The following is a 25,578-nucleotide window of genomic DNA, read 5'->3' on the forward strand; positions in this document are numbered from 1 at the left end:
CTTTTTTAATTTTCCCGAATATTCTTCAGGTTCCTAACAAATGCAACCCATGGTTAATATTGCACTGCGCGCGGCACGCGTTGCAGGCGAGCAGATCGTCCGCGCTGTAGAGCGTCTGGATTTGGTTAAATCCGAACAATCTGATGTGGCTAAGCTTCTAAGCGACACATGCGAAAAAGCAGAGCTAAGCATTGTTCATACTATTCAAAAAGCTTATCCAAATCACAAAATCGTGGGTGAATACACAGGCGAACACGCACCTCTGAGCGAAGGACCTGAATTCTGCTGGACGATTAACCCTATCGACAGCATCTCCAACTTTTCCAATGGTTTGCCAGTTTTTGCAATTAGCATGGCAGGCCAACAAAATGGCCGTACAGAGCACGCTCTAATCCTTAATCCAATTACAGGTGAAGAGTTCACTGCAAGCCGCGGTGATGGAGCACAGCTAAACGGCAAACGCCTACGTGTTAGCAATCATAAAACAGTCGAAGGATCTTTGATTGGTACAGGCTTCTTCAATCGGCCTAGCGATAAAGCACACCTAGAAGCTTACCTAAACATATTCCGTGACATGACACTGACTGGCGGTACTATCTATAACGGTGGCTCTCCAGCATTAAACCTTGCATACACAGCAGCTGGTCGCATTGATGGCTTCTACCAAATCGGCCTTAATCCTTGGGAAATGGAAGCCGGCCTATTATTAGTACAAGAAGCAGGCGGCCTTGTGGGTGACTTTATGGGTGGAAACGATTTCCGCCAAAGCGGCAGCCTAATTGCTGGCAACCCCAAGATGTTTAAAGCCATCTTAAAGGGCCTACAATCTTCCCTAACTGAAGATTTAAAATAAGCGAAAAAGCTATACTAAAAAGCCATCCACTGGATGGCTTTTTTATGCACAAAAAAACCGGCATCAGCCGGTTTTTTTCATTAGCACAACCCTTACGCTTCGTAAGGGTTACGCAATACGATAGTCTCGATACGGTCTGGACCAGTAGAAACGATATCCACAGGCGCTTCAACCAACTCTTCCAAACGCTTGATGTACGCCACTGCTTCAGCAGGTAGTTCATCCATAGACTTAGCACCAACAGTAGAGCCAGCCCAACCAGACATAGTCTCGTATACAGGCGTTACTGCTTCGTAGTCTTCGCTACCGCTCAAAGAATCAACCACATTACCTGCAGAGTCTTTATAACCTACACAGATACGAATCTCTTCCATACCATCAAGTACGTCTAGCTTAGTTAAGCACAAGCCTGAGATAGAGTTGATCTGGATAGCATGCTTAACTGCAACAGCGTCAAACCAACCACAACGACGCGCACGACCTGTAGTAGAACCGAACTCATGACCACGCTCAGCCAAACCTTCGCCCACTTCACAATGAAGTTCTGTTGGGAAAGGACCACCACCTACACGCGTTGTATACGCTTTAGTGATACCCAGAATGTAATCTAGGTACAGAGGACCAAAACCACTACCCGTAGATGTACCACCAGCAGTTGTGTTTGAAGAAGTTACGTAAGGGTAAGTACCGTGGTCGATATCTAGCAATGAACCCTGAGCGCCTTCAAACATGATGTTCTTGCCCTGCTTACGCAGATCATGAAGCATTGAAGTCACATCAGCAACCATTGGCGCAAGTTCTTCACCCATAGCCAATGCTTCGTCTAGAACTGTTTGGTAATCAACAGCATCAACTTTGTAATACTCAACCAACTGGAAGTTATAGTATTCGATAACTTCTTTAAGTTTTTCTGCAAAGCGCTCTTTATCTAGAAGATCAGCCAAACGAAGACCGCGGCGAGCCACTTTATCTTCATAAGCAGGACCGATACCACGGCCTGTAGTACCAATCTTAGCTTTACCACGCGCAACTTCACGCGCTTGGTCCATAGCAATATGGTATGGCAAGATAAGTGGGCAAGAAGGGCTCAAACGCAAACGTTCGCGTACTGGCACATCCGCCTCTTCCAAACCTTTAATCTCTTTCAGCAATGCTTCTGGAGAAAGCACTACACCGTTACCAATCATGCACACGACATTATCGCGCAAAATACCTGAAGGAATCAGGTGCAAAACTGTTTTTTCGCCATCAATAACCAGCGTGTGACCCGCATTGTGACCGCCCTGAAAGCGCGCCACTGCAGAAGCCTGATCCGTAAGCAGATCTACGATCTTGCCTTTACCTTCATCACCCCACTGGGTACCCAGAACAACTACGTTTTTGCCCATTGTTGCCTACTTGAGATTACTTAAGAATAAAAATTTTTACTGATCACAGGCCGCTAACGACCCATTCTCCATCACGTTGTACTAGCTCAGCAGTACACTCTTTTGCCGGTTCAGCGCCCGGTAACGCATAGATAACTTTTACACCTTCAGAACGCAGCTGACTTACTTTAGCCAATAGTTCTGCGCTCTCTTCCGCTGGCGCTAATACAATCTGCTTTTCATCAAGAACAACAGAAGAAAGCTCAACCAACGTTTTAAGATCAGCACTAAAGCCCGTAGCTGGACGCGCACGACCGAAATCTCGACCGATCTCATCGTAGCGACCACCTTTTGCGATAGCCTGACCAAATTCAGGCGTATAAGCAGCAAATACCACGCCTGTGTGGTAGTTGTATCCACGCAACTCACTCAGATCAAAATACTGGTCTAACTGCGGGAAACGCAAAGCAATACGCTCTGCTAACTGCTGCAAATAATCGATAGCTTCAAGCACTTGCGCTGGCGCAGTCGCGAACAGCTCACGCGCTCGAGCTAAAACATCGCTACCACCGTTCAGTGATGGCAACGCTGCCAAGAAAGATTTACTTGTAACGTCTAGATCCAGCTGTTCAACGAACAACTGAAGTTCTGGTAGTGCCTTACGCTGCAGAATATCTAGATACTGCTCTTTGTCGTCAGCAGATAGCTCGATCATCTCCATCAAACCAGAGAACACGCCAACATGACCTAGATCGATACTAAGATCACGATCTACTCCCGCTGCATGCATGGTTTCAACCATCAGAGAGATCACTTCTACATCACTCTCAATACCTGAATGACCATAGAGCTCGGCACCCAACTGCAAAGGGTTACGAGAAGCTAGAGGCTGAGTTGGCAATGCATGCACAACTGAACCACAGTAACAAAGACGAGTAGCACCAGATTCACGTAGACGATGCGCGTCAATACGTGCGACCTGAGGCGTTATATCAGCTCGGAAGCCTAAGGTATGACCACTAATTTGATCAGTGACTTTTACAGTATTCAGATCAAGATCATGACCTACACCTGTAAGCAAAGATTCTAAATGCTCCATTACAGGAGGCATAACCTGCTCATAGCCCCAATACTCATACAGATCCAATAAACGTCTGCGCAAAACCTCAACGCGACGAGCCTGCGGTGGAAGTAATTCTTGTACACCTTCCGGTAGCAGCCAACGATCTGCCAATGCCATGTGGTACTCCGTATCTTATAAAACAACACGCCGAACAGTAGCGACTCGGCTTTAATTCACTATATAAAGCGCAACCAGACCCAACAGCATACTTACCAAGCCTATAAGGCGTAGTGACCGATCACTGATCAACGAAAGCTGCTGAACCAAATTACGCCAGCGCTGCGGATAAAGAAAAGGAATAACCCCTTCCAAAATCAGCATCAAGCAAAAACCAACAGCGAGTGAATGCAGTAGTTCGGATGACATGCTTACTTCAGCCTATACAATCCAATTGCCACAAAAAAACCGGGCTTTAACCCGGTTTTGCTATTCTACCACGGAATCAGAGGAATGCCTTCCCCTGATCCGTTTTTTTGTACATTTTTACGCCAGCCGATATTACTCGGCTTTTGATGCTCCTAAATACTTAAAGAAGTCACTATCTGGTTTTAGCACCAAAACATCACCACTCTGACCGAAAGATTCACGGTAAGCCCGCAAACTACGGTAGAAAGAGTAAAATTCTGGGTTTGCAGAGTATGCTTCAGCATAGTTTTTAGCTGCTACGGCATCACCTTCACCACGAATCTCTTCGGATTCTCGATAAGCCTCTGCCACAATAACCGTCTTCTGACGATCAGCATCAGCTCGGATACCTTCTGCTAGCTCTTTACCACGAGAACGAAGCTCACGTGCTTCACGCTCACGCTCTGTACGCATACGATCATATACAGACTCAGATACTTCTTGAGGAAGATCGATTCGTTTTACACGAACATCAACAACCTCAACACCCAGCTTATCTATAGCTACTGGGCTGATCTCGCTGATTAGCTTACGCATCAATTCTTCACGCTCACCTGATACCACTTCAGTCACCGTACGTGCGCCAAACTGGTTACGCAATGCCGCATCAACACGCTGCGAAAGAAGGTTTGCCGCGTTAAACTCATCACCCGAAGTTGCTGTGTAGTACTTTTGCACATCTTTAACACGCCATTTCACAAAAGAGTCTACGATAAGACGTTTCTTCTCAAGTGTAAGGTAAGCCTGGGGGCGCGCATCCAACGTCAAAATACGTGAATCGAACTTACGCACTTTGTTTACAATTGGAATTTTAAAGTGAAGACCTGGACCTACATCGGCATCAGACACCTCACCAAACTTAAGTAACACTGCACGTTCAGTTTCTTTTACGATGTAAAGAGAGCTCTGACCAACCAGCACCAACACAGCAAAAATAATTATGAAAAATAGTGATTTAGACTGCATTATCGACCCTCCCGACGACTACCTTGACGCTGACGTAGCTGATCAACCACTTGATCAGTCACTTCACGCAGGCTCTGACTATCTAGTCGCACTGAGCGATTATTATCACCTGTCACTGGGCGATTTTGCATAATCTTATCCAGCGGCAAGTACATCATGTTATTACCACCTTTAACATCAACTAGCACTTTAGGGTTCTGAGAAAGAACTTCCTGCATAGTGTCTAGGTATAGACGCTCACGCGTTACTTCAGGCGCTTTTACATACTCTGTTAACAAAGCAGTAAAACGTTTCGCATCACCCTCTGAACGAGCAATAACTTGCTCTTGGTATGCGCTCGCTTCTTCAAGCATACGCTGAGCTTGACCACGTGCTTCAGGTATAATGCCATTGGCATAAGATTCCGCCTGGTTTTTAACACGAACCTCATCCTCTCGCGCCTTGATCACATCATCGAATGCATCTTGCACTTGGTTGGGTGCTTTTGCGTCTTTGATGTTCACCTTCGAAATCTGAAGTCCCGTACCATACTGACTCATATAGCTCTGAAGACGATCTTGCACTTGAACCGACAAGGTTTCACGACCTTGCGTCAGAATAGAGTGCATATCAGTCGAACCAACCACATGACGCAAAGCAGACTCAGCTGCATGTGATAGACTTGATTCAGGGTCACGCACAGTCAGCACAAAACCTTTGGCATCAGAGAGCAAATACTGAACCGTCATTTCAATATCGACGATATTCTCATCTTTGGTCAGCATTAGAGCACGATGATCACGAGTACGTAGACGAGTTGTATTAACAATCTCGACCACATCGATCATAGGTGGATTCCACTGCAGACCTGGACCTACGGTCTCGCTGAACTTACCAAGCCTTAATACAACACCACGCTCTTGTTGGTCGACCGTATAAAAGCCCATACCAGCCCAAGCCAACGCAGCAATAAGAATCACCACCCAGAAGAAACCAGCACCGGAAGCCGAAGACGAACCGCCACCATCACCGCCGTGACCACTGGACTTTTGACCGCCACCAAAAATGCCGTTCAATTTATCCTGCAGTTTACGCAGCGCTTCATCTAGATCAGGAGGCCCCTGATCACCACCACCTTTATTACCCCCGCGGTTATTGTTATTACCGCCACCCCAAGGGTCCTTATTATCACCGTTACCACCAGGCTCATTCCAAGCCATACGTCACTCCGTATAAAAACAACATGTTAGGTAGATTAAAACATATATCAGCGAAAAACATTATTCGCCAGATATTACCCCTCAATTAACTAAAATCGAGGTTTTGAAACTTTTTACTCGACAGGCTAAGTCCTTACCAAGGATTAACTTCGACAGGAAAACAACGATCACGTTCCATTCCCAACCGACTCAGCAGCTGCAGCATGTCTTTTTTCTGTATACGCACTTCCAAAATAATAGATCCTTTTTCATCTACTTGTTCCGAAAGTACGGCACCGCTCTCATATAATTTAGCTCTAAACTGACCTTCTTGCGGCTCCAAGCACACGTTATCATGAAATACATCATCTGCAAGTAGCTCATTGACCGCCTGAAAGAGTAGATCGTGCCCTTCTCCCGTGACTGCGGACAACCATACACGACTAGGCTTACCATCTTCATCACGATCGATACGAGGCTTACGCCCTTCAATCAGATCAATTTTGTTATACACCTCCAAAACTGGCACTTCATCCGCACCAATTTCAGCCAGCACACTTTCCACCTCAGCAACATGGTCATGACGGTCATCATCATGAGCATCAATCACATGAAGCAACAAAGTCGCCTCTATGGTTTCTTGCAGAGTCGCACGAAACGCTTCCACGAGCTTATGTGGAAGATGACGAATAAAACCTACAGTATCTGCCAGAATCGCCTGACCGATATCTTCGACTTCAATCCGCCGCAAAGTTGGATCTAGTGTTGCGAACAACTGATCTGCTGCATAAACCTCAGAAGTCGTCAGCGAGTTGAACAGCGTTGATTTACCTGCGTTGGTATAACCCACCAACGATAAAGTGGGCACTTCAGCGCGCTTACGCGAACGCCTACCTTGCTCACGCTGCTTGCGAACCTTCTCTAAGCGCTTGTGGATAGACTTCATCCGAGCACGAAGTAATCGACGGTCTGTTTCTAGCTGAGTTTCACCCGGTCCACGTAGACCGATACCACCTTTTTGACGCTCAAGGTGAGTCCAACCACGCACAAGACGGGTAGACATATGATCAAGCTGAGCTAGTTCAACCTGAAGTTTACCTTCATGGGTTCGCGCACGCTGAGCGAAGATATCCAAAATAAGGCCTGTACGGTCAAGCACCCTACTTTGTATTTCTCGTTCGATATTACGCTCTTGAGCGGGACTTAAAGCATGGTTAAAGATCACCAGTTGCGCATTATGTAGATTAACCAGCTCGCGCAATTCGTCTAGCTTTCCCTGACCAATAAAAAACTTCGGATTAGGATGAGAAAGAGACCCAGTCAGAAATTCGACTGGGTCTGCACCTGCAGATAGGGCTAGTTCTTCGAGCTCTTTAGGACTTTCTTGGTCGGCCTCAGCGGCCAGATTCATATGAATCAAAATGGCACGTTCGCCACTTTTAGGACGTTCAAAGAACAATGATTATTAGTCCTCTGCTTTTGCTTCGTCAGCTGCAGGCAGTTTAACTGGGCGTGCAGGAACTACAGTTGAGATGGCATGTTTATAAACCATCTGACTAACAGTATTTTTAAGCAGGATAACAAACTGATCGAAAGACTCGATCTGGCCCTGAAGCTTAATACCATTAACTAAGAAAATAGACACTGGAATACGCTCTTTACGTAGCGCATTCAAATAAGGGTCTTGTAATGATTGCCCTTTTGACATTTGCAAACTCCTTCCCGAGGAAAATTTTATAATTTTTTCGTTATAGTATGGCTCACGGCTCTTTAATTTACTGCTTTTGCCGCTTAAACGCCTTATTTTACAGCTTTTTACTGTCTAGCCTGACATTATATAATGCTACCTTCAATGAATTTCAAGGCATTCTGCAAGAGATTTGTGTCGTGAGTGTCAATCCAGTTGAGGTTTTCCCAACTTCTTAGCCACGTAACCTGCCTTTTTGCCAGCTGTCTTGTAGCTACAACACCTTTAAATTTCATCGTGTCATAGTCCCAAGTTCCGGCAAAATATTCCCATACTTGACGATAACCAACACAGCGCACTGATGGCATTTGCAGGTCTAAATCACCTCGATCCCAAAGCGCTCTTACTTCATCAACAAAACCTTGTTCAAGCATGATATCAAAACGACGAGCAATGCGATCATGCAGTTCAGAGCGGTCTTGCGGCATCACTGCCAAAGAGACAATAGGAAAATCGGGCTTTTGCTTTTCCTGCTCGGCCCACAGATCCGTCATAGAACGCCCAGTAATTTCATATACCTCTAGGGCACGCTGAAGTCTCTGAGCATCATTAGGGTTTAGTCGCTTAGCTGATTCAGGGTCTACTTCAGCCAATCGAGCATGCATAGCAGCCCAACCTTCAGCTTCAGCCTCCTGTAGCAGTCTTTCACGAACCGCTGCATCAGCCTCCGGCAGATTCGCTAAGCCATTTTTCAACGCATGGAAATAGAGCATAGTTCCACCGGTCAAAATTGGCACTTTGCCCGCTGACCGAATTTCCTCAATCTGCTTGAGCGCATCCGTACGAAATTCTGCAGCCGAATAGGCTTCGGAAGGGTCACAAATATCAATCAGGCGATGCGGATATCTAGCCAGCATTTCGTGATCAGGCTTCGCTGTGCCTATATCCATGCCTTTGTAGATCATCGCTGAATCAACACTAACGATCTCGCAAGGCATATGATCGTAAAGCTTCATCGCGAGATCAGTTTTACCAGACGCAGTAGGCCCCATTAAAAAAACGACGGGTAGATTACTCACTAAATTGCTCCTACTGGCCACGCATAAATAATTTATCAAGATCAGCCATAGTCATCTGGCTCCAAGTTGGTCGACCATGGTTACACTGACCACTGCGCTCGGTTTGCTCCATATCCCTTAACAAGGCATTCATCTCTGGCAAAGTTAATTGGCGATTTGCTCTAACCGCGCCATGACACGCCATGGTCCCCAACAATTCATTGATATGTTGCTCTATACGCTTACTTTCGCCATATACCAACATATCTGAAAGCACATCACGGATCAGTTGCTCAATATTACCTTTAGCCAAGGAAACCGGCACTTGGCGAACAACGATCGTCTCTTCCCCCATGCGCGCTAACTCAAAGCCTAAGCGCTTAAACGTATTTGCCTGCTCATCAGCACAATCCGCTTCCCGCTGACTTACCGCAAGGCTCATAGGCACTAGGAGCGGTTGAGAACGCACAACATCCTGTTCAAAAGACTGCTTCATGCGCTCATAGACGATACGTTCATGGGCTGCATGCATATCTACTACAATCAAGCCTTGGTCATTTTGAGCAAGAATGTACACCCCATGTAACTGAGCGATCGCGTACCCCATTGGCGGGCATTGCTCATGCTCTACCTCAGATTCAGCAGACACACCAGAATCGACTGTTGTTGCAGGTTGAGGGTAAAGCGCTGCATAGCCACTGATCTGCTCTTGAATCTGAGGACCTGAGGGCGTTGAAGTTGGCTGATAAGCAGGTGCAGAGTAACCATTGCCACCTGAACTATTAACTCCAGATCTAAACGCCATGCGATTTTGTTCGAAATTCTGTTGTACTGGCTGTTGTTGAGTCTGTAACTCAGCAACTGCAGGCGCAGAGCCTTCCGGTATTTGATCTTGCGGGCGCATATCCGCAATCAGACGGTGCAAAGTCCGGAATAAGAAATCATGAACTAAACGACTCTCGCGGAAGCGTACCTCATGCTTAGTCGGATGCACGTTAACATCAACCAATGCTGGATCAAGCTCAAGATACAGCACATAAGCTGGATGGCGACCGTGGTAAAGGACATCTGCATAAGCCTGTCTTACAGCGTGCGTAACCACTTTATCTCGAATCATTCGACCATTTACAAAGAAGTACTGCAGATCAGCCTGACTACGAGAGAAAGTAGGCAATCCAACCCAACCCCATAAACGTAGACCCGATGCTTCGGCAACTACATCTGCTTTTAAAGCGTTATCAATAAACGCTGAACCACAGATACTGGCAACACGACGTTCCTGTTCTAATTCACTATCCGCTTGTCGAAGCTGATGGATAACCTTGCCGTTATGGCGCAACTGAAAGGCAACATCAAAGCGGCTTAATGCAAGGCGCTTTACCACCTCATCAAGATGGCGAAATTCAGTTTTTTCCGTTTTTAGAAATTTCCGACGCGCTGGGGTATTAAAAAATAGATCTTTTACTTCAACCGTTGTGCCTTGTGGATGGGCAGCAGGCTCAAGTTGAGCCTCCATATCCCGCCCTTCCGTTTGCACCTGCCAAGCGTTATTTTGCTCAGCCTGTCTAGAGGTCAAGGTTAAACGTGATACCGAGCTGATACTGGCTAGCGCCTCACCACGAAACCCTAAACTACCAACTGCCTCTAGATCTTCTAGCACTTTGATTTTTGAAGTGGCATGTCGACTAAGCGCGAGAGAAAGATCATCTTTTTCAATGCCAAAGCCATTATCACGGATACGCATTAGCTTTACGCCGCCCTGCTCAACATCGACGTCGATTTTATCTGCTCCGGCGTCCAAACTATTTTCAAGAATCTCTTTGATAACAGAAGCTGGGCGCTCAACTACTTCACCCGCCGCAATTTGGTTGGCCAAACGCGGCGATAAAAGCTGTATACGTGACATTAATCTACCTTTGGATTTAGCTGAGGCTAGCTGGTTGGAATACGTAAAACCTGACCGATCTTAATTCGATCATTTTTCAAGTTGTTCTCTTTGCGCAATGAGGATAGTGATACACCGTTGCGAGAAGCAATCACCGATAGCGTATCACCACGAACCACTTTGTATGTACGATTATCTTTTTCTCTACGCTGCGCGATATACGTTAGCGCAGGCGGTTTACGCTCAAAGTGTTGAGTAATCCCTTTAAAGACAGCCCCCGCCATCTTTTTCTGATAGCTTTTAGTTTTTAACTTCGCTGCTTCGCCGGGGTTGGAAATAAATCCTGTTTCAACCAGAATCGATGGGATATCAGGCGATTTCAAGACAACAAACCCCGCCTGCTCTACATGGGGTTTATGCATTTTGGCGAAGCGCTTTATATTGCCATGGATCTGCTTGGCGATAGAACGGCTGTCTTCACGACTCGCGGTCATCGACATATCGAGCAATACGCTCGCCAAAACATTATCTTTATCATCTAAGCTAACGCTACCTACACCACCAATAAGGTCGGTACTATTTTCTTTACGCGCCAACCAACGACCCATTTCGCTACTTGCACCACGGGACGATAGAACCCAGACTGAAGCGCCTCGAGCACGTGCATCTTTGAAGGCATCCGCGTGTATAGAGACAAAGAGATCGGCATTATGCTTACGGGCAGCTTTCGTTCGACCGCGCAAACTTACATAGTAATCACTCGTACGTGTTAGCTTGCCTTTATAACCAGGGGTGGCGTCTAAACGTCGTTTTAGCTCTTTAGCAATCGCAAGTACAACATCTTTCTCTCGAACTCCACCAGGCCCAATGGCCCCTGGATCATCACCGCCATGACCAGCGTCGATAGCGATCACAATATCGCGACCCGCTACTGCTTTGGGTTTGGCCGTTTTATTAACTGTTTTGAGCGAAGACTTTTCGTAAAGATCTAAGACGAGTCGGTGACCGTATTTTTGATTGGGCTTTAATTCAAAGCTCTTGGGACGAACCGCCCTTTTGAGATCCAATACTAGCCGGAGGGTTTGACCGTTTTTACCAGAACGAATCTTTTTGACCGGGCTTTTATCTAAACCAAGCTTATCCAGCCCAACTTTTAAGGATGCCTTTTCAATATCAAGCACGATTCGGTCAGGCTTATCGAGGGTAAATACTTTGTGAGATGCAGGACCGCTCATATCAAATACGAGACGAGCATGATCCGGCGCTAACCAGATACGCACATTTTTAACATCCGCAGCATGAGTGATCGCGCTACAGATAAAAATCAAACAACCTAATAATCCAGCAAAAGCATGCCGGAAAGCGCTCATTCGCATAGTGCTTAAGCTTAACCCCTTCTTACTTCTATTCAGTCGCTTGCAATAATTTATCGGCCATCTGCTGGCCTAAATCAGACTGTGGTGTCCAAGTTAATTGTCGTCCGCGACCATCAAGCTCAATCTGCAATAACAAATCAGCCTCAGGCAGAATACCTTGCCCTCTTTCTGGCCATTCAACTAAACATAATGCCTTATCTTCAAAATAATCACGAATACCAAGAAATTCCAATTCCTCAGGGTCCGACAACCGATACAAATCAAAGTGATAAATCTGCTGTTCGCCCACTTCATAAGGCTCCACCAGCGTATAGGTTGGACTCTTAACCGAACCTTGATGGCCACAACCACGAAGAATACCGCGACTTAGGGTTGTTTTACCCATACCTAAGTCACCTAACAGGAAAATAACACCCCTACCCGCTGCTGCATTCGCAATTTTATGGCCGAATGCGATCATCGCCTCTTCATCGGATAGTTTTACTTGATACTGATTAGTCATACTTACTATTTATTACTCTTGGAATTGCATCAAACAGATCTGATGCGATTAAACCTATTTCGCCCTGTTGCTTCACAACGTAGTCAGCGGCTTTAGCATGAATAAACACCGCCAAACGAGCGGCATTCTCAGGCGATAAACCTTGAGTTAGGAGCGCGCCACAAATACCCGACAAGACATCTCCCATCCCAGCAACCGCCATGCCTGGATTACCGGCGTCACAAAGATAAACTACTTCACCAGCACTGACCAACGAACCCGCACCTTTTAAAACAACGCTACCACCACAAATTTGCTGCAAACGCTCAACCGATGCGAAACGATCAGCTTCTAACTCAGTTACAGACTTATCCATGATTCTGGAAGCTTCACCCGGATGAGGGGTGCAGATCCAATTTTTCCGATTAAGGGAGGCAAATAACGAATTTTCAACAATTAAATTCAGCCCATCAGCATCCAAAACCAACGGTTTCTCGGTTGCTAGCGCAGCACGTAACATCTGATCGGACCACGCATTTTGCCCAAGACCCGGCCCTATGACAATCACATCCGCACGATCCAATAAAGGTAATAAGTGTCCCGCTGAATCAACTGGGTGCACCATAACTTCAGGACAGCGTGTTAATGAAGCCGCTACGTGCTCCGAACGGGTCGCCAAAGAGACTAAACCAGATCCACTTCGCATCGCAGCCTGAGAAGCTAAAAGGGCCGCCCCCCCCATACCGGAATTACCGCCAATAACCAGCAGATGACCAAACTCACCTTTATGAGCATTGCGCTCCCTTGCTGGCAGCAACTCTTCTAAATCACTCTCCGTGGTTCGAAAAACATCTACTGTAACCAGGTCATAAACTTCATCGGGCACTTTTAAGTCATCAAACAGAATCTGACCACGATAGTTGACCCCTTCTGAGGTAAACAGACCACGTTTAAGGCCAATAAAGCTTAATGTGATATCTGCTCGTACAGCCACACCTAAAACAGCACCGGTATCAGCGCAAATACCTGAGGGTATATCAACTGCGAATATTGGTTTATGACTGCGGTTGATCTGCCTGATCACCCCTGCAAAGGGTTCCCTGACTTCACCCGTCAGACCCGTACCCAAAAGCGCATCAACAATAAGATCGCCCCATAGTTCAGCACCTGTAGATGTCACCTCTATGCTTCCAATAATCGGCTGTAACTGTTCCCAAGCCTCTAGTGCTTCACCACTAAGCTGCGAGGAGAAATCGGCTTTACCTACACAGACCAACTGCACCCGCAAACCTTTATTGATGGCGAGAGCTGCTACCACAAAGCCATCGCCACCATTGTTACCTGTGCCACAAACAATACTTAATGACGCTATATACGGAAAACGATCGAGTATTTCAGCAAACACAGCATGGCCTGCTCGCTGCATTAAGCGAATACCCGGAATACCAAACTGAGTAATTGCGGTATTATCCAACACCCGAGTTTGTTCAGCAGTGTATAATGGTGCGGGTAAGACAGCTCTGTTGATGGACATCTGCTCTGCGAACTCCTGTGAATTTCTGCCATTATAGAGGAACCTGTGCCTATTAAGGCAAGCAGATACCATGACAGATATGCCAACTGAATCCCTGAAAGCGTTAGCCCAAAAGATCAAAATTTGGGCAAAGGAACTTGGTTTTCAGCAATGCGGAATTACCGACTGCGATTTAAGCCAGGAACAAGCACATTACGAGCAATGGCTTAGTAACGGCTTCCATGGAGAGATGGCATATCTAGAGAACCATTTAGATAAACGTTTCTCTGCTAATAGTTTAGTACCCGAAGCGCAGCGTATCATCTGCGTTCGCATGGATTACCTACCACCAGAAACCAAGATCACAAAGATCCTCGACGATAACGATAAAGCCTATATATCACGCTACACCTTAGGCCGAGATTATCACAAACTGATTAGGAAACGATTGACTCAGCTCGGCAAACGAATTGAGCAGGAGGTCGGCGGATCGGTCTACCGGGCATTCGTGGATAGCGCTCCAATTTTGGAAAGACCACTAGCGGAAAAAGCCGGTATTGGTTGGCGTGGCAAACATACCCTAATTCTAAACCGTGAAGCTGGCTCCCTATTCTTTCTTGGCGAGCTTTTGATTGACCTGCCATTGCCAATAGATGAACCCGTCACAGTAGATCATTGTGGTAAATGCACAGCTTGCTTGGACGTGTGTCCAACCAAGGCGTTTCCGCAACCTCATGTTTTGGACGCACGCCGATGCATCTCCTATCTCACCATTGAGCTAAGCGGCTCAATTCCTGAAGAGCTGCGCCCTCTGATGGGCAACAGGATCTTTGGCTGTGATGATTGCCAGTTAATTTGCCCTTGGAATCGTTTTTCGGATTTCACCCAAGAAAGTGACTTCCACCCCCGACAAAAATTAGATGATATAGAGTTAGTTACTCTTTTCGCGTGGTCAGAAGATGAGTTTTTGAAAAAAACCGAAGGCTCGGCAATCAGAAGAACAGGACATATTGGCTGGCTGAGAAACATTGCAGTGGCGTTGGGAAACAGCAACGGCGGCACTACAGTGATTGAAGCTTTAGAAAGTAAACGTACTCACGAATCTGATATCGTTCGCGAGCACGTTGAGTGGGCCCTAAAGCAACTAGAAAGTAGAACTACTGCACAGATTCTTCCTATTCAGACCCACCCTCGCCGAAAGAAAATTCAATTTTAATCCAGCTTAATAAAGTGCTCGCGGTAGTATTTAAGCTCTTCAATTGAGTCTTTGATATCGTCTAGCGCAAGATGAGACCCTTTTTTCACAACGCCTTTGGCGACTTCTGGTTTCCAACGTTTCGCTAGCTCTTTTAAAGAGCTCACATCAAGATTTCGGTAATGGAAGAACGCCTCTAGCTCAGGCATATATTTATTCAGGAAACGTCGATCCTGACCAATACTATTTCCACACATTGGCGAAGCCCCTGCTTCCAGATACTGCTTTAAAAATTCAATTGTCTGAGCTTCCGCCTGTGCTTCAGTTACCTGGCTATCTTTAACGCGCTGGGTAAGGCCTGATTTACCATGCTGATTGGTACACCACTCATCCATACCATCCAAAACTTCATCTGATTGATGAATTGCTAGCATTGGGCCTTCCGCTAAGATGCTCAGATCAGAATCAGTGACGATGGTTGCGATCTCGATAATGACATCTGTTTTTGGCTCCAAACCGGTCATCTCTAGATCAATCCAGATCAGATTTTCCTTACTTACCACCTTAATCACCTCCAAAAATGACGTTTTCACCTACCTCTGTCACTGAATAGCGGACTTAATTCGCAGGTTCTTTGACTTTCCCTTAGAATACCCTACCTTCTAACATCTTGCTTCGATATTAATGGAGACTATTAGCATTCGCGCTTTAAAACGCTGCTAACTCATTATGGCAAAACGTAAATTAACTCGCCGTCAAAGCTGGCGCATTCAAAAAATTCAAGACGAACGCGCCGCTCGCGCATCGAAAAAGGACGCTGCGATTGAACAACAATTGGATAGCAGCGACCTTGGCCCAGAGCAACATGGTTTAATTATCTCCCATTTCGGCCGCACCGTTGATGTCGAGGCGACAGAAGGTGACAACCAAGGAGAGATCATTCGTTGTCATATGCGTACTAACTTAGGGCAGCTAGTTACCGGCGATAGAGTTATCTGGCGTGAAGGCAAAGATACTGGGGTGGTTGTAGCGAAACTCGAGCGCAAAAGTGAGTTACTCCGGCCCAACCCTTACGGCGATATGAAACCCGTTGCCGCTAATATCGATTTTATAGTTATCACCGTCGCAGTAGAACCAACACCCTATGCCAATTTGATTGATCGCTACTTAGTGGCAGCAGAATTAAGCGGGATAGAGCCAGTTATTTTATTAAACAAAACCGACCTATTAAACGATGACAATCGTGAAGAGATTGACGCGATGCTGCAACGTTATAGAGATATAGGTTATACCGTGCTTCTTGCCTCAAGTTCCAGCGAAGAAGGCTTAGTAGATCTGAAGAGCTATCTCGACAACCGCATCAGCGTGTTTGTAGGGCAATCAGGTGTAGGTAAATCATCTTTAATCAATGTGCTATTGCCGGGTGTTGATTTAAAAGTAGGCTCACTCTCAACTCAAACAAAGAAAGGCCGACACACTACTACAACAGCACGATTATTCCACTTCCCTGATGGCGGTGACTTAATCGATTCTCCAGGGATTAGGGAGTTTGGCTTGTGGCATATTGAACCTGATGATGTTATCAATGGTTTCAAAGAGTTACAGCCTCTAGCTGGCTTATGCCGTTTCCGTGATTGCAAACATGAAAAAGAACCCGGCTGTGCACTAAAGTCGGCTGTAGAAGATGGTACTATCAGCGAATACCGTTGGAAGAGTTACAAACATATTCTTTGTTCTATTGAAGAGCAAAATAGTTAATTTGGGTCCATAGTATCAATGTCGGAATCAGACGGAGTACAGATAGAGCAGATGTCAGAGTCCCCATACGGAGTGGATAATTGGGTTGAGTACCTAAAAGAGCGCTCTTTACCCGTCAGAAACAGTGTTCTTCGTCGTCTGCAAAAACAGTTACGAGACCCCAACATCACTCTTCAAACCCTTAACCGAATCATCAAATCAGATCCGGTTTTGTGTCTACATATGGTCCGCAAAGCATCGGAATTACATAATAAAGTTGATTCCAAAGTAACCAGCATTGATCACGCCATCAATTCGCTTGGGTTAGACAACATTGAGGCTGTACTTAAAGGGACTAAATCACTCAAGCTAAACCCATCTAGCGTTGCTCAGAAGATGTACTTCCGCTACATCTCCGTAAGTCACCATGCAGCAACTCAAGCTTCAAATTGGCTAGAAGTACGTCGCGCGCCCTTTGTTGAAGAGACCCACCTAGCTGCACTATTTTACGGTGTAGGCCATTGGATGCTTTGGCAGCATGCGGCCCTACATATGAGCGAGATCCAAGTTAAACTCAGAGAAGAACGTACTGATGTTGTTCTCGCGGAGACCGATGTACTTGGCTGCACTATACAAGAGATATCACATGGTTTGATCGAGCACTGGTGCATTTCCGAGCTGGCTTGTATAAGCCTTGAACATGAAACATCGCCCAACAAAAAGACCTTAGCTCAACTACACCAAAGAGCTCTAGGCGACCCTCGTTTAAGTGATGGAGATCTTCGCGAAATCAATCATTTGGTCCAAGAGAAGTTTTTCCCTGTTAAACTAGCAAACTGGATCGCGTTAACCGCCAACCTAGGCTGGGAACAGACCAAAACTATGAAGATAATCGATATCATTAACGATTATCTCAAAGGCGAGATCGCTGATACTATTAACATGCTGCATAAGAACTGTGCTCGCGCATCCTCTATGTACCATGTAGCAGGCACACTAGCCCCTGCAGCCGAGATGATCATGTTGCCTTCTGATAAACAGGTAAATTACCGCTTATCCGATAAAGAGAGTCAAATTCTCGCAGCAAGCCAACCCAAAGTAACAAAGCCAATAATTGAAATCCCAGAACCAACGCCAGAACCGGAAGAGCTAGCTGAGACTGATATAAACCTCCCAGCGAAATCAGATTTTCTGGATAAACACATCTACGATCAAATCGCAGAAAGGCTCTTAAAAGGCTACGACCTATATACCCAACCGAAGCACATTCTGCAGGGATTAATCCAAGGCACCAACCGTGGATTAGGTTTTGATCGTGTATGCATGTTCCTAGTCAATCCAAAGAAAAACAGCATGAAAACAGCTTTTGCCGTCGGGTTCGAAGATACCCATCCGATGTCGACGTTTCAATATAATCTGGAAATACCGAGCCTATTTAAAAAGCTGAGAGAAAAACCAGGATGTATTTGGGTGAAGCCTGAAAACATCGATAAAATGAATCCGATGTTGCCAGAAGTCTATCGAAGCTGGGGTAATCCAAATGGATTCTTGCTAATGTCTTTATTCTTTGGCAAAAAGCCCATTGCGATCATCCATGCAGATTACGGTAGCCACGGCCCAGAAATTAGCGATTTCCACCACGAGCGATTTCGCTACCTCTGTTCAGCAGCTACTTTAAGCCTAAAAAAGATGCTTAAGTAAGAGCGGTATATCAGCACGCTTGAATAAGTGGCAACAATCCCAATATTATCTTTGACCAGCCCTTTCTTTTGGAGTGACTGAATGAATTTACCTTTAAGCGTTGAGGCTCAAACTTTACACCAGCATCTCGACGATCCACAGGTACTGATAATTGACCTTTCCAGCGAAGAGAACTACCTAGCTGGCCATATTCCAGGCGCCATTCACTTAGCTTCAAGTCGTCTGTTAAATGGTGAAAAACCAGTTCCAAATACGGTTCCAACCAAAGAAAAATTGGCAGCACTTTACAATGAGTTGGGTATCACACCTGATGCATGGGTTGTTGCGTACGACGATCAAAAAGGCCCTTGGGCTGGCCGTTTTATGTGGACGCTAAACATATTAGGCCACCATAACTGTTCTGTATTAAACGGCCAACTCGACGCTTGGAAACAAGCAGGATTGGCAATTGAACAACAACAGAACCAACCTTCACCAAGTAATTACGAGATCAATTACGATGACTCTTTGCTTGCTGATGCGGATTATATTCTTTCACACTTAGATGATGCTAACTGCACCATCTGGGATGCACGCAGTGCAGCAGAATACAGCGGTGAAAAGGTCATCAATGCTCAAAAAGGCGGCCATATTCCCGGTGCTAAACATTTAGAATGGACGGACTGTTTGATCAGCGATTCTGATCTCCGCCTAAAACCTAAAGATGAATTGTTATCCTTACTGGCAGAAGCAGGGATTAATCCTGAAAGCACTATTATTACCCACTGCCAAACCCACCGCCGCTCAGGTCTAACCTACTGGGTTGCTAAACACCTCGGATTTGAAAACATTCGCTGCTACGACGGCTCGTGGTTCGAATGGGGTAATCTTCCAAACACTCCTGTGGAGAAATAATGAAAAGCTTTACTGACCGTCTGTTTATTTTATTTCAACATGTCGTGCCTCAGCATTTGTTATCACGCTTGGTAGGCAAGATTGCAGACTGCCAAACTCCTTGGGTGAAAAACACATTTATTAAATGGTTCGCCAAGAAGTATCAGATCAATATGACGGAAGCTCGCGAAGAGATTCCAACCAATTACCCTAGTTTCAATTCTTTCTTCACCCGTGAATTAAAAGACGGCGCACGTACTATCGATAGGGATTCAGCAAATATCGCTAGCCCAGCAGATGGCGCAATTAGCCAGTTAGGTAAGATTGAACATGGTCGTATCTTTCAAGCAAAAGGCCGTGGTTATGGTTTAGCAACGCTATTAGGTGGCGATCAAGAAAGAGCAAAAGATTTTATTAATGGCGAGTTTGCAACCATTTACCTCTCCCCAAGAGATTACCACCGAGTTCACATGCCCGTAAAAGGTACGCTTACGCATACCACTTATGTTCCTGGCGATCTGTTTTCAGTAAACCAGACAACAGCGGAAGGCGTTGATCAATTGTTTGCCCGTAATGAACGCCTAGTTGCTTACTTCGACACAGAATACGGCCCTATGGCGATGGTGTTAGTCGGCGCAATGATTGTGGCTGGCATTGAGACTGTTTGGTCAGGACAAGAAGCACCTGCGCTAAAACGTCCTGTTCACACAAGTTTCAGCCCGACCTCTCCTGAGCCAATTACTTTAGAGAAAGGCGAAGAGATGGGGCGCTTTAAACTCGGATCAACAGTTGTTCTGCTATTTGGCAAAGAGCAGATCTCTTGGGCAGAAGATCTAATAGCAGAGAGCCCAGTTGAGCTTGGCAAAATGATAGCGAAAAAAGTCGAAGCTTAAACATATTCTGTTGTATTTGTACACCTTGCTTCCTCAATTCAACTTTCACAAGGTGCACTGAAAAGGTTAGCCAGAAAGATCTATCTCATTCTGAATAACCATAAACTTTGTCTGCTGTCCTCAGTTTGTATTTAGCATACACTAGGAGTGTAGAGTCACAGTCTAGGTATTAATGTACGATGAGCAATCTGATTGAATTATTAAAAGATAAAAATATTCAACTCAATACTGACAACACAGCTGTACTCAGTACAACATCCAAAACAACCCAAATTATCCCTCTGCTACATCAACGCGTTCTATCTATAGCAGGTCCGGATACTGAAAAATTCCTTCAAGGCCAACTCACCTGTGATGTTTCAGACGTTTTCGCACGCGGCAGTGCTCTAGGCGCACACTGCAATATTAAAGGCCATATGCTTAGCCTTTTCCGTATGCTTAAACGTGGCGAAGATCACGTTTGGTTGCGCATGAGCCATGATATTTTTGAAAGCGCTACTAATAACCTGAAAAAGTACATGATTTTTTCCAAAGCGGAAGCAGAAGATATCAGCGCAAACGTAAGTGGTATTGGCCTAACTGGCCCTGGTGCACAAGCACTTATAGAGCAGCTATTCGAACAGTCACCGACTGAAGATGACAGCATCATAAGTCTAAGCAACGGCGTTGTTGTTCGCGTACCTGGCAACCGCTACGAAATCTGGATGGAAAATAGCAGCCTAGTAGAACTAATCCAGAACCTTCCAGACGAAGTAGGTATTGGTTCAACCGATGACTGGATACTGAGCGAAATCGACGCAGCAATCCCTGACCTTCGCGCAGAGACACAGGAAGCTTTCATTCCTCAAATGACTAACTTCCAAGCATTGGGCGGCGTTAGCTTCCGCAAAGGCTGTTATACGGGACAAGAGATCATTACCCGCCTACAACACCGCGGACAACTCAAAAAGCCGATGTACATTGCTGAAGTTACAGCCAAGCAGCAACCACTGCCAGGCCAACAAGTAAGCAGCCCAGACAAGCCAAATGCAGGCCAAGTAGTACTTGGTGCACCTTGCGGCGAAAACCGTTACCGCGTATTGGCTGTATTGGTAAAAACGCTAGCAGAGAAAGGCGATCTTAAAATTGGAGATGCAACTGTGGAGTTATCCTCACTGCCTTACGAGCTGGACCCCAAACTATTTGAGCCAAAATAAGGTGAACAAATAGAACACAACTGTTGACCCGGAAAGCAATAAACGAGACACTCCCATACAACTTTCGTAAAAGGCCTAGGGAGAGGCTCAGGGATGACAACTTCGGCACCAACCAGTCCGAGAGTACCGTTATTGCTTACTGGTGCAACAGCCACTCTGTGCTTACTGCTTCTCCTCTATATTCACCTTAGTGCACAAAGCACCCTTCAAAAGTTCATTCCATGGCTAGATGCCTCTATGGAGATCAAACTTGAGGTAGCGCAAGCCCATCTTTAGTTTGAAGAGATCTCCGCAGGAGACCCTTCTATATCCATAGACACCGTCTATACACACTTAGATCAGGCAACTTGGTACGCCAATGCCATTTTGGATGGCGGCACCCTTAAACAGAATATCTACCAACCTCTAGAGTACAAAGAGCTTAGGCTGCAAGCCAATCGGCTTGTTTACCGATTACAGCAACTCCGTAAGTCGATCGATCAAAGATATATAGACCTAGAGGAATCCCTTGCTGGAACAGAGAAAGAACAGCGCCAAGATAAGATTTTCATAGAGATAATCCAGAAGGCAAATGCGCTAGAAAGCTCACTCAAAATGCGTATCAGCTATGAGGACACAGCTCAAAATTCCCTTCTCGCTTTACTATTCTTAGCAATCGTCACCATGACACTAATATCGGGGTATTCGGTACGTCGCTTCACCGATAACCGAACCCGTTACATGCAAAAACTAGCTTTAGCTAACACCCAGATATCCGAGCAAAATAGACGCCTACAAGAGCTAGCCCATACTGATCAGCTAACCGGCCTACCCAATCGAAAAATGCTTGAGGCCATTACCAAACAAGCGATCAGTCGTGCACAAAGAAAACAGAGCGCCCTATCCCTTACCTTTATCGATCTAGATTTTTTCAAACCTATTAATGACGAGTACGGTCATAACGTTGGGGACAAAGTTCTCACAAACTTCACTACGGCCATTAATCAAACCCTTCGTGAAGATGATATTTTGGCCCGTCTTGCCGGCGACGAGTTTATTTTACTGATTCAAGCCGACAATATTTTTGAAGCACAGGAAGCCTTGGACCATATTATGGAACGTATCCATGAACGTCTGGATCATCCAATTATCGACGCCCCTGCAGCACTACATATCCGTTGTAGTGCGGGAACGGCTTTTGCTCTGAAAGACGCCACCGACTTTGAAGGGCTATTACACTGCGCAGATATAGCAATGTATGAAAGTAAAAAGCGCGGGCGAGGTCAGCATTGCTACTTTACCCCAAGCCCGTTAACACAGTCCGAATTACCGCTATCTGTGGAATCTAGAGAGATGGAAGCTGCCAATCAATAGGGGCTTTACCCTGCTGCTGCAGATACTGATTGGTTTGACTGAAATGCTGACAGCCCAAAAATCCACGATGAGCAGATAAAGGGGAAGGGTGAGGTGCTTTTAAGACAAGGTGCCTTTCTTGATCAATACAGGCACCTTTTTTCTGCGCGTAACTTCCCCAAAGAAGAAACACAACGTTATCGCAATATTGATTTACCGCTTGGATAACTTGATCGGTAAACGTTTCCCAGCCTTTGCCTTGATGCGCACCTGCACTACGCTCCTCTACTGTTAGTACGCTATTGAGTAGCAATACTCCTTGCTGAGCCCAAGACTCCAAATAACCATGATCCGGTCGAGGCAGCCCTAAATCGCTCTCAAGCTCTTTATAGATATTCACAAGCGAGGGAGGCACTTTGACCTCAGGCATCACCGAAAAGCACAACCCATGAGCTTGACCTGGTTGATGGTAAGGGTCCTGCCCCAAAATCACGACTTTAACATCATCCAGAGGCGTCGCTTCTAAAGCATGGAACCAATTATCCAAGTGAGGGTAGATAATTTTATGCTGAGACATTTGCTCTTCCAGAAACTCATTCAGAGCTAACATATAGGGCTGCTTAAACTGTTCAGCAAGAACAACTTGCCAGCTTGGAGCATTCTCTAATGCCATACGTATTTCAACCACCGCAATTTTTAACGTCGCTAGAACTTAACTCAACAGGCTCTGTAATCACTCTACGATGCCAGATGGAATAGTACCGTAATTTTCCAGGGGCGTGAGAAACAATGCCAGAGATAATAATCGCTAGAAAATAGATATAAGCATTTGGCTGCTCAAACCACCAAAAAACTGTGGATAAAAGCAGCAATTTAATGCCGATAGCTGTGCCTCTGAGCTGTATCAACCAAATACCATCCCCATACACTTCCATAGCGGCCATCAGAAAACCACTAACAAGGGTCATAAGCAGATAAGGATACCAACTACTCTCTGGCTGCTGAAAAAGATAGGCGCCAGCCAAACCCGCAATACCAACGAGATGAATCGTTCGCAAACTTATACCCAACCAGCGCTTAGCCGGTATAGAGCGTTTTTCTTTTGGGAATAACCAGTTCATCGCCACAGCATCTCTTCCTTTTTTACCTAACGATATAGAACAACCATAGGTTTAGCTATATACAAAAAAGCCCTCAAACGAGGGCTTTTAGTATGAATAAAGTTCCGATCTTAACCGCGCGGACGCATCGCTGGGAACAGGATCACGTCACGAATAGATGGAGAGTCAGTAAATAGCATCACCAAACGGTCGATACCAATACCTTCACCAGCCGTTGGTGGTAGGCCGTACTCCAACGCGTTGATGTAGTCACCATCGTAGTGCATCGCTTCATCATCACCCGCATCTTTTTCAGCTACTTGCGCACGGAAACGTTCAGCTTGGTCTTCAGAATCATTCAACTCCGAGAAACCATTAGCAAGCTCACGACCGCCTACGAAGAACTCGAAACGATCAGTAATGAAAGGATTTGCATCGTTACGACGTGCAAGCGGAGACACTTCTGCTGGGTATTCAGTGATAAATGTAGGCTGATCCAAACGGTGCTCTACAGTCTTTTCGAAGATCTCAATCTGAACCTTACCTAGGCCCCAGCTATCTTTAACATCGATGTCCATGCGCTGCGCAAGCTGACGTGCAGCAGTTTCATCTGCCAATGCTTCAGCAGTGATGTCATCGTTGTAGTGCAAAATAGAATCGAACACGCTGATACGACGGAATGGTTTTTCCAAATCGTATTCGAATGTTTCCAGCACTTCTCCTTCATCGTTACGTACTGTATTGATGATTGTTGTTGTGCCCAAAACATCCTGCGCAACAGTACGCAGCATATCTTCTGTTAGATCCATCAGATCGTTGTAATCCGCATACGCCTGATAGAATTCGATCATTGTGAATTCTGGGTTATGACGTGTAGAAAGGCCTTCGTTACGGAAGTTACGGTTGATCTCGAATACACGCTCAAAACCGCCGACAACCAAACGTTTCAGATATAACTCAGGCGCAATACGCAAATACATATCACGATCTAGCGCGTTGTGATGCGTGATAAATGGACGTGCTGTCGCACCACCTGGAATCACCTGCAACATAGGCGTTTCAGCTTCGATAAAGCGACGCTCAGTCAGGTAGTTACGGATGCCAGAAACGATCTTAGAGCGTGTTTCAAATACCTTACGAGAGTCTTCGTTAGTGATCAGATCGACATAACGCTGACGGTAACGGATCTCAGTGTCCTGAAGACCTTTGTGCTTATCAGGTAGCGGACGCAAGTTTTTCGTTAGCAACTGGTATTCGCCCATATCTACATATAGATCGCCTTTACCAGACTTATGCAGCTCACCTGTGATACCTACGATATCACCAAGGTCCAAGCTTTTAGCAAACTTACGCGCTTCTTTGTTTACGTAAAACTGGATACGACCTGTCATATCCTGAATAACACCAAAAGCACCACGGTTAAGCATTACACGACCCGCAATGCTCACCTTGATGCCTGCTTCAGCCAACTCTTCCTTCGATTTATCGCCGTACTGAGCCTGAAGGTCTTCAGCATAGCTATCGCGACGGAAGTTATTTGGGAATGCATTACCTTCATCACGTAGCGCGTTTAGCTTTTCACGACGCTCCGCAATCAGGCGGTTTTCATCTTGCTTCTGAGTGTTATCAGACATCGGTGTGGTAAACCTTTAAGTTAAT

General features: G+C 45.7%; 25 protein-coding genes. 9 read left to right on the forward strand and 16 right to left on the reverse strand.

What is annotated here, in order from left to right:
- Nucleotides 1–40 precede the first annotated feature (40 nt).
- Nucleotides 41–853: an inositol monophosphatase family protein gene (locus tag ACMXYO_RS13480; protein WP_415885605.1), complete on the forward strand. Its 813-nt coding sequence runs from the start codon at nucleotides 41–43 to the stop codon at nucleotides 851–853.
- Nucleotides 854–945: 92 nt separating this feature from the next.
- Here ACMXYO_RS13480 and ACMXYO_RS13485 read toward each other — a convergent pair whose 3' ends face one another.
- The 12 genes from ACMXYO_RS13485 to ACMXYO_RS13540 form a co-directional block, all read right to left on the reverse strand.
- A complete protein-coding gene (locus ACMXYO_RS13485) occupies nucleotides 946–2,241 on the reverse strand; it encodes an adenylosuccinate synthase (protein ID WP_415885606.1) in 1,296 nt (431 codons plus the stop codon).
- 43 nt (nucleotides 2,242–2,284) lie between these two features.
- Nucleotides 2,285–3,460, reverse strand: a complete 1,176-nt coding sequence (locus ACMXYO_RS13490; RefSeq protein WP_415885608.1) for an ATP phosphoribosyltransferase regulatory subunit — start codon at nucleotides 3,458–3,460, stop codon at nucleotides 2,285–2,287.
- Between the two features lie 51 nt (nucleotides 3,461–3,511).
- Nucleotides 3,512–3,709, reverse strand: a complete 198-nt coding sequence (locus tag ACMXYO_RS13495; protein ID WP_415882228.1) for a DUF2065 domain-containing protein — start codon at nucleotides 3,707–3,709, stop codon at nucleotides 3,512–3,514.
- Between the two features lie 132 nt (nucleotides 3,710–3,841).
- Nucleotides 3,842–4,714, reverse strand: a complete 873-nt coding sequence (gene hflC, locus ACMXYO_RS13500) for a protease modulator HflC (RefSeq protein WP_415882229.1) — start codon at nucleotides 4,712–4,714, stop codon at nucleotides 3,842–3,844.
- Entirely contained in the window at nucleotides 4,714–5,913 is a 1,200-nt protein-coding gene (gene hflK, locus ACMXYO_RS13505; protein ID WP_415885610.1) for an FtsH protease activity modulator HflK, read from the reverse strand. The genes hflC and hflK overlap by 1 nt, the downstream gene beginning before the upstream one ends.
- Before the next feature lie 133 nt (nucleotides 5,914–6,046).
- Entirely contained in the window at nucleotides 6,047–7,351 is a 1,305-nt protein-coding gene (hflX, locus tag ACMXYO_RS13510) for a ribosome rescue GTPase HflX (protein WP_415885611.1), read from the reverse strand.
- A 6-nt stretch (nucleotides 7,352–7,357) separates the two neighbouring features.
- Nucleotides 7,358–7,600 carry an RNA chaperone Hfq gene (gene hfq, locus ACMXYO_RS13515; RefSeq protein ID WP_007022969.1) on the reverse strand — a complete coding sequence of 81 codons (243 nt, stop codon included), beginning with the start codon at nucleotides 7,598–7,600 and terminating at the stop codon, nucleotides 7,358–7,360.
- 125 nt (nucleotides 7,601–7,725) lie between these two features.
- Nucleotides 7,726–8,631 carry a tRNA (adenosine(37)-N6)-dimethylallyltransferase MiaA gene (gene miaA / locus ACMXYO_RS13520; protein ID WP_415888105.1) on the reverse strand — a complete coding sequence of 302 codons (906 nt, stop codon included), beginning with the start codon at nucleotides 8,629–8,631 and terminating at the stop codon, nucleotides 7,726–7,728.
- Between the two features lie 37 nt (nucleotides 8,632–8,668).
- On the reverse strand, nucleotides 8,669–10,543 hold the full coding sequence (gene mutL / locus ACMXYO_RS13525; protein WP_415885612.1) for a DNA mismatch repair endonuclease MutL: 1,875 nt from the start codon (nucleotides 10,541–10,543) through the stop codon (nucleotides 8,669–8,671).
- Nucleotides 10,544–10,569: 26 nt separating this feature from the next.
- Nucleotides 10,570–11,892, reverse strand: coding sequence for an N-acetylmuramoyl-L-alanine amidase (locus ACMXYO_RS13530; RefSeq protein WP_415885613.1), 1,323 nt, complete (start codon nucleotides 11,890–11,892; stop codon nucleotides 10,570–10,572).
- Between the two features lie 34 nt (nucleotides 11,893–11,926).
- On the reverse strand, nucleotides 11,927–12,400 hold the full coding sequence (tsaE, locus tag ACMXYO_RS13535; protein WP_415885615.1) for a tRNA (adenosine(37)-N6)-threonylcarbamoyltransferase complex ATPase subunit type 1 TsaE: 474 nt from the start codon (nucleotides 12,398–12,400) through the stop codon (nucleotides 11,927–11,929).
- Nucleotides 12,393–13,913: an NAD(P)H-hydrate dehydratase gene (locus ACMXYO_RS13540; RefSeq protein WP_415885616.1), complete on the reverse strand. Its 1,521-nt coding sequence runs from the start codon at nucleotides 13,911–13,913 to the stop codon at nucleotides 12,393–12,395. The genes tsaE and ACMXYO_RS13540 overlap by 8 nt, the downstream gene beginning before the upstream one ends.
- Before the next feature lie 70 nt (nucleotides 13,914–13,983).
- On the opposite strand from ACMXYO_RS13540, the gene queG reads away from it, so the two are divergent.
- Nucleotides 13,984–15,108, forward strand: coding sequence for a tRNA epoxyqueuosine(34) reductase QueG (queG, locus tag ACMXYO_RS13545; RefSeq protein ID WP_415885617.1), 1,125 nt, complete (start codon nucleotides 13,984–13,986; stop codon nucleotides 15,106–15,108).
- Here the strand turns inward: queG and orn are convergent.
- Nucleotides 15,105–15,611 (reverse strand): oligoribonuclease, encoded by a 507-nt coding sequence (gene orn, locus ACMXYO_RS13550; protein ID WP_415888106.1) that lies wholly within the window; start codon nucleotides 15,609–15,611, stop codon nucleotides 15,105–15,107. The two genes, queG and orn, sit on opposite strands and share 4 nt — an antisense overlap.
- A gap of 205 nt (nucleotides 15,612–15,816) precedes the next feature.
- On the opposite strand from orn, the gene rsgA reads away from it, so the two are divergent.
- The 7 genes from rsgA (at nucleotide 15,817) to ACMXYO_RS13585 (ending at nucleotide 22,840) form a co-directional block, all read left to right on the forward strand.
- A complete protein-coding gene (gene rsgA / locus ACMXYO_RS13555; RefSeq protein ID WP_415885618.1) occupies nucleotides 15,817–16,845 on the forward strand; it encodes a small ribosomal subunit biogenesis GTPase RsgA in 1,029 nt (342 codons plus the stop codon).
- A gap of 51 nt (nucleotides 16,846–16,896) precedes the next feature.
- Nucleotides 16,897–18,525 (forward strand): HDOD domain-containing protein, encoded by a 1,629-nt coding sequence (locus tag ACMXYO_RS13560; protein ID WP_415885619.1) that lies wholly within the window; start codon nucleotides 16,897–16,899, stop codon nucleotides 18,523–18,525.
- 81 nt (nucleotides 18,526–18,606) lie between these two features.
- Entirely contained in the window at nucleotides 18,607–19,419 is an 813-nt protein-coding gene (locus tag ACMXYO_RS13565) for a sulfurtransferase (protein WP_415885621.1), read from the forward strand.
- Nucleotides 19,419–20,291, forward strand: coding sequence for an archaetidylserine decarboxylase (asd, locus tag ACMXYO_RS13570; RefSeq protein WP_415885622.1), 873 nt, complete (start codon nucleotides 19,419–19,421; stop codon nucleotides 20,289–20,291). Before ACMXYO_RS13565 ends, asd begins: the two co-directional genes overlap by 1 nt.
- 179 nt (nucleotides 20,292–20,470) lie before the next feature.
- Nucleotides 20,471–21,487, forward strand: a complete 1,017-nt coding sequence (locus ACMXYO_RS13575; RefSeq protein WP_415885623.1) for a YgfZ/GcvT domain-containing protein — start codon at nucleotides 20,471–20,473, stop codon at nucleotides 21,485–21,487.
- Nucleotides 21,488–21,580: 93 nt separating this feature from the next.
- Nucleotides 21,581–21,763 (forward strand): hypothetical protein, encoded by a 183-nt coding sequence (locus ACMXYO_RS13580; protein WP_415885624.1) that lies wholly within the window; start codon nucleotides 21,581–21,583, stop codon nucleotides 21,761–21,763.
- Between the two features lie 90 nt (nucleotides 21,764–21,853).
- Entirely contained in the window at nucleotides 21,854–22,840 is a 987-nt protein-coding gene (locus ACMXYO_RS13585; protein ID WP_415885625.1) for a GGDEF domain-containing protein, read from the forward strand.
- On the opposite strand, the gene ung is transcribed toward ACMXYO_RS13585, so the two are convergent.
- The 3 genes from ung to lysS all read right to left on the reverse strand — a co-directional run bounded on the left by ung (nucleotide 22,812) and on the right by lysS (nucleotide 25,553).
- The gene (gene ung, locus ACMXYO_RS13590) at nucleotides 22,812–23,492 is read right to left on the reverse strand and encodes a uracil-DNA glycosylase (protein ID WP_415885626.1); all 681 of its coding nucleotides are present in this window, start codon (nucleotides 23,490–23,492) and stop codon (nucleotides 22,812–22,814) included. The two genes, ACMXYO_RS13585 and ung, sit on opposite strands and share 29 nt — an antisense overlap.
- A 7-nt stretch (nucleotides 23,493–23,499) precedes the next feature.
- Nucleotides 23,500–23,940: a hypothetical protein gene (locus ACMXYO_RS13595; protein WP_415885628.1), complete on the reverse strand. Its 441-nt coding sequence runs from the start codon at nucleotides 23,938–23,940 to the stop codon at nucleotides 23,500–23,502.
- A 110-nt stretch (nucleotides 23,941–24,050) separates the two neighbouring features.
- Complete coding sequence (gene lysS / locus ACMXYO_RS13600; RefSeq protein WP_415885629.1) at nucleotides 24,051–25,553, reverse strand: lysine--tRNA ligase; 1,503 nt, start codon at nucleotides 25,551–25,553, stop codon at nucleotides 24,051–24,053.
- Between the last annotated feature and the right edge of the window lie 25 nt (nucleotides 25,554–25,578).

This window comes from Neptuniibacter sp. QD37_6, assembly GCF_047778085.1.
Taxonomy (GTDB): domain Bacteria; phylum Pseudomonadota; class Gammaproteobacteria; order Pseudomonadales; family Balneatricaceae; genus Neptuniibacter.

What these genes read in the sequence shown, in the direction of transcription:
- ACMXYO_RS13480 (WP_415885605.1), top strand. Translation starts at nt 41, where the DNA reads ATGCAACCCATGGTTAATATTGCACTGCGCGCGGCACGCGTTGCAGGC.
- ACMXYO_RS13485 (WP_415885606.1), bottom strand. Translation starts at nt 2,241, where the DNA reads ATGGGCAAAAACGTAGTTGTTCTGGGTACCCAGTGGGGTGATGAAGGT.
- ACMXYO_RS13490 (WP_415885608.1), bottom strand. Translation starts at nt 3,460, where the DNA reads ATGGCATTGGCAGATCGTTGGCTGCTACCGGAAGGTGTACAAGAATTA.
- ACMXYO_RS13495 (WP_415882228.1), bottom strand. Translation starts at nt 3,709, where the DNA reads ATGTCATCCGAACTACTGCATTCACTCGCTGTTGGTTTTTGCTTGATG.
- hflC (WP_415882229.1), bottom strand. Translation starts at nt 4,714, where the DNA reads ATGCAGTCTAAATCACTATTTTTCATAATTATTTTTGCTGTGTTGGTG.
- hflK (WP_415885610.1), bottom strand. Translation starts at nt 5,913, where the DNA reads ATGGCTTGGAATGAGCCTGGTGGTAACGGTGATAATAAGGACCCTTGG.
- hfq (WP_007022969.1), bottom strand. Translation starts at nt 7,600, where the DNA reads ATGTCAAAAGGGCAATCATTACAAGACCCTTATTTGAATGCGCTACGT.
- miaA (WP_415888105.1), bottom strand. Translation starts at nt 8,631, where the DNA reads ATGGGGCCTACTGCGTCTGGTAAAACTGATCTCGCGATGAAGCTTTAC.
- mutL (WP_415885612.1), bottom strand. Translation starts at nt 10,543, where the DNA reads ATGTCACGTATACAGCTTTTATCGCCGCGTTTGGCCAACCAAATTGCG.
- ACMXYO_RS13530 (WP_415885613.1), bottom strand. Translation starts at nt 11,892, where the DNA reads ATGAGCGCTTTCCGGCATGCTTTTGCTGGATTATTAGGTTGTTTGATT.
- tsaE (WP_415885615.1), bottom strand. Translation starts at nt 12,400, where the DNA reads ATGACTAATCAGTATCAAGTAAAACTATCCGATGAAGAGGCGATGATC.
- ACMXYO_RS13540 (WP_415885616.1), bottom strand. Translation starts at nt 13,913, where the DNA reads ATGTCCATCAACAGAGCTGTCTTACCCGCACCATTATACACTGCTGAA.
- queG (WP_415885617.1), top strand. Translation starts at nt 13,984, where the DNA reads ATGACAGATATGCCAACTGAATCCCTGAAAGCGTTAGCCCAAAAGATC.
- orn (WP_415888106.1), bottom strand. Translation starts at nt 15,611, where the DNA reads ATGACCGGTTTGGAGCCAAAAACAGATGTCATTATCGAGATCGCAACC.
- rsgA (WP_415885618.1), top strand. Translation starts at nt 15,817, where the DNA reads ATGGCAAAACGTAAATTAACTCGCCGTCAAAGCTGGCGCATTCAAAAA.
- ACMXYO_RS13560 (WP_415885619.1), top strand. Translation starts at nt 16,897, where the DNA reads ATGTCAGAGTCCCCATACGGAGTGGATAATTGGGTTGAGTACCTAAAA.
- ACMXYO_RS13565 (WP_415885621.1), top strand. Translation starts at nt 18,607, where the DNA reads ATGAATTTACCTTTAAGCGTTGAGGCTCAAACTTTACACCAGCATCTC.
- asd (WP_415885622.1), top strand. Translation starts at nt 19,419, where the DNA reads ATGAAAAGCTTTACTGACCGTCTGTTTATTTTATTTCAACATGTCGTG.
- ACMXYO_RS13575 (WP_415885623.1), top strand. Translation starts at nt 20,471, where the DNA reads ATGAGCAATCTGATTGAATTATTAAAAGATAAAAATATTCAACTCAAT.
- ACMXYO_RS13580 (WP_415885624.1), top strand. Translation starts at nt 21,581, where the DNA reads ATGACAACTTCGGCACCAACCAGTCCGAGAGTACCGTTATTGCTTACT.
- ung (WP_415885626.1), bottom strand. Translation starts at nt 23,492, where the DNA reads ATGGCATTAGAGAATGCTCCAAGCTGGCAAGTTGTTCTTGCTGAACAG.
- ACMXYO_RS13595 (WP_415885628.1), bottom strand. Translation starts at nt 23,940, where the DNA reads ATGAACTGGTTATTCCCAAAAGAAAAACGCTCTATACCGGCTAAGCGC.
- lysS (WP_415885629.1), bottom strand. Translation starts at nt 25,553, where the DNA reads ATGTCTGATAACACTCAGAAGCAAGATGAAAACCGCCTGATTGCGGAG.